This window comes from Wenjunlia tyrosinilytica (genome assembly GCF_014646055.1).
Classification (GTDB): domain Bacteria; phylum Actinomycetota; class Actinomycetes; order Streptomycetales; family Streptomycetaceae; genus Wenjunlia; species Wenjunlia tyrosinilytica.
Genome location: NZ_BMMS01000107.1, coordinates 1 through 3,311, shown reverse-complemented (window position 1 = coordinate 3,311; position 3,311 = coordinate 1). Strand labels below are relative to the sequence as shown.

Here is a 3,311-nt window from a genome sequence, read left to right as displayed (position 1 = left end):
CAGCAGCCCATGAGTGTCCCGGACCGCATCCAGCACACCCCGGCCACCGACATCGACCCGCACCGGCAACGTATTGATGAACAAGCCCACGCCGTTGCCGACACCTCCCTGCGTCCGGCCCAGAAGCACCGAGCCGAACACGACGTCCGAGCGGCCGGTCAGCCGGGACAGCACCAGACCCCAGGCCAGATGGCACACACTCGCCGCGGACACGCCCGCCCGGCGGGCCTGCTCCCGCACCGCCCCGACCAGGGCCGGGTCGAGCCGCACCCGCGACTCTGCGATCGCCGTGCTGTGGTGCACATCGGTCAGGCCGAACGGCGCGGTCGGCTCGTCCACATCGCCCAGCAGACCGGTGAAGAACTCCTCGTGCTCCGCCCGACTGGTGCCCAGCACCGCCTGGGCCACCACATTGCGATACGGCACCGGCCGCGGCAGCGAATCCATCTGTCCGGAAAGGACGGACGAGATCTCCCGTTGGAGAACGTCCCAAGTGGCGTTGTCACCGACGAGGTGATGCATCAGCACCAGCAGCAGCCACCTGTCATTGGCCGCGTCGAATCCAGTCACCACCCGCAGCAGCGGGGCAGTACGCAGGTCCAGCCGGAAACCGGCCGGATCGAAACGGGACCGCAGCTGCTCCGCCGCGTCGGCTCCCGTGTCGAAGGTGACCTCTTCGACGGGCAGGTCGGCGTGCCGCCAGACCACCTGCACCGGCTGCGGCAGTCCCTCCCATGCCACCGCGGTCCGCAGCATGTCATGCCGATCCACCACGGTCTGCAGAGCCGCGACGAACCGGTCCACGTCGGCGCGGGAGTCCTCGGCGAACATTCCCCACCCGAGGTACGGGTCTCCCTCGCCGTCCATCAGGTGGTGGAAGAAGATGCCCTCCTGCAGCGGGCCGAGCGGGTAGATGTCCTGCACGTTGCTCGCGCCACCCGGTACCGAGGACACCACCCGGGTTATTTGCTCCTGGGTCAGCTCGACCAGCGACAGCATCTCCGGAGTAATCCGGGTCGGCGGGCTCCACCATCCCGAGTCGCTCAGGGCGAGGCTCTCGAGCAGTTCGCCCTTGTGGGCGCGCAGCTCGCGTACCAGCTCCGGATCCAGCGTGCCCTCCGGCGCCCGGACCACCAGGTCGTCGCCGTTTCGGCGGAGCCGGATGGGCAGGCCGGTGAGCCGGGACACCAATTCGTCGACTGTCATAGCGTGAACTCCAGCTCGGTGTCGGGGTCGTCGCCGGTCAGGTCAGGGATCAGGTTGGGCGGTATGGCGAACGCGTCGTCCGCGCCGGGCTCCAGCCCGGCGATCGCGGTGGCCATCCCGGCCACGGTCGGGGTGGTGAACACGGCCCGGACGTCGCCCGGCAGGTCCGCGGCGTGCATCCGTTCCACCAGCGATACGGCCAGCAGGGAGTTGCCCCCGAGTTCGAAGAAGTTGTCGTGTCGGCCGATCTGGTCGAGGCGGAGGAGGTCGGCCCAAATCCCGGCGAGGGTCGTCTCCACCGTCCCGGCGGGCGCCTCGTACCGTTGTCCCGGGTTGGCGTCGGCGCCGGGCGCGGGCAGCGCACTGCGGTCCACCTTGCCGTTCGGGGTCAGCGGCATCTGGTCGAGGAAGACGTACGCCGACGGCAGCATGTAGCCGGGAAGCTGGGCGCCGAGCTGGGACCGCAGCGCCGTCACGAGGCGGCGGGTGGTGCGTCGCAGCGAGCTGTTGACGAAGGTGGACCACGTCGGATCCTCTGCCGGGGTGGTCGCCGGCAGCCCGGCGACCGGTTGCCCGGCCGCGTCGCACCGCCGTGCCACGAGCCGCAGCTCGCCGTGGTCGCCGTGCTCGGCGAAATCCAGGTCGATCCGGTACCCGGTTTCGGCCCCCAGCTGGATCAGGTCCTCCGGGTCGGCCGCCGACTCGGCGGGGGGTTGCTCCAGCAGTCCGGAGTACGGCCTCAGTCGCGCGTTCGGGATCGAGCGGACGGCGAGCAGGTCGGGTCGGCCGGAGGTCAGTTTCTTGCGAAGGTCGTCGATGGTCAGGTGTTGGCCCGGCCAGTCGAGCCAGTCCACTGTGCTGGGTGTCGGCGCCTGGGGTGCGGGACCGCCGGCCTTGGTGAGCTGGACGTCGTACCGGAAGGTGGTCATCTCGTTGCTGTGCCGCCCGCGTTTCGGCATGACCCGCACCGTGGCTATCTCCGGGATCCGGGTCGGCAGCGCGGTGAAGAGGTGCGGGTCGATGACCAGTTCCTCATCGTCGGCGACGGCCCGGTCGATGCGCGTACGCAGCTGGTCGGCCGGAGTGTCCGGCGACGCCGCGGTGGCCTGGACCGTGGTGTGGAAGGCGCGCAGCATCGGCAGGCTGCGGACGTCGCCTATGACGAGGGTTCCGCCCGGGGCGAGGCGGCGCACCGCTGCTTCGATGACCGCGAGCAGGTACTGCTCATCCGGGAAGTACTGCACGACCGAGTTGAGAACCGCCACGTCGAAGGTTTGTGCAGGCAGCCGGTCCAGGTTGTCGGCGGCGCACTCGAAGAGTTCGGCCCGGCCGGGCGGCAGCCCGGATCCGGCGACGGCGCGGCGGAGGTTCCGGATGGCCACCGCCGACAGGTCGGTTCCCCAGTACGTCCGTACCCGAGGGCCGACGGCGAACAGGGTGAGGCCGGTGCCGCAGCCGATGTCGAGCACCGTTTCCGGCTGGGTGGCCAGTACCAGGTCCGCGGTGCGGTCGACCCATTCGCGCATCTGCTCGGCGGGGATCGGTGCGCGGGTGTAGCTGCTGTTCCAGCCGCGGATGTCGAAGGTGGGATCGACGGGGTCCGGGGCGGTGACCGGCGTGTCGTCGGTGAGCACGTCGTCGTACGTCACGTCAAAGACCCGCCGCCAGTGTTCGAGTTGCTCGGCCGATTCCTCGTCGTCCTGGTAGGCGCCGCCGTGCCGCTGCACCGCAAGGTACGCGACCAGCCGTTTGTCCCCGGGGACCTCCTCGCGGGCCACCACGACGGCTTCCCGCACGCCGTCGATCTCCAGCAGCCGGGCCTCGATCTCCCCGAGCTCGATCCGGTAACCCCGCACCTTGACCTGGAAATCATTGCGCNGCGAACCATCCCCCGCCAACCAGTCCGGCACAAACCGCTCACCCGTCAACCCCGGCCGACCCAGATAACCCCGCGCCACACCCCGACCACCGACCATCAACTCACCCACCACACCCACCGGCACCGGACGCCCCCAACCATCCACCACATACACCCGCAGATCCGGAATCGGACGACCGATCAACGACCCACCCAACCCACCAACCCCACCCGGCACCACCGGCCG

General features: G+C 69.8%; 2 protein-coding genes. Both read right to left on the bottom strand.

Going from position 1 to position 3,311, the window contains the following annotated elements:
* Positions 1-1,206 (bottom strand): condensation domain-containing protein (locus IEY86_RS35675; protein ID WP_229699076.1); only part of this gene is annotated, 1,206 nt, incomplete at its 3' end.
* Positions 1,203-3,302 carry a methyltransferase gene (locus IEY86_RS35670; protein WP_308425206.1) on the bottom strand — a complete coding sequence of 700 codons (2,100 nt, stop codon included), beginning with the start codon at positions 3,300-3,302 and terminating at the stop codon, positions 1,203-1,205. The genes IEY86_RS35670 and IEY86_RS35675, both read right to left, overlap by 4 nt.
* Between the last annotated feature and the right edge of the window lie 9 nt (positions 3,303-3,311).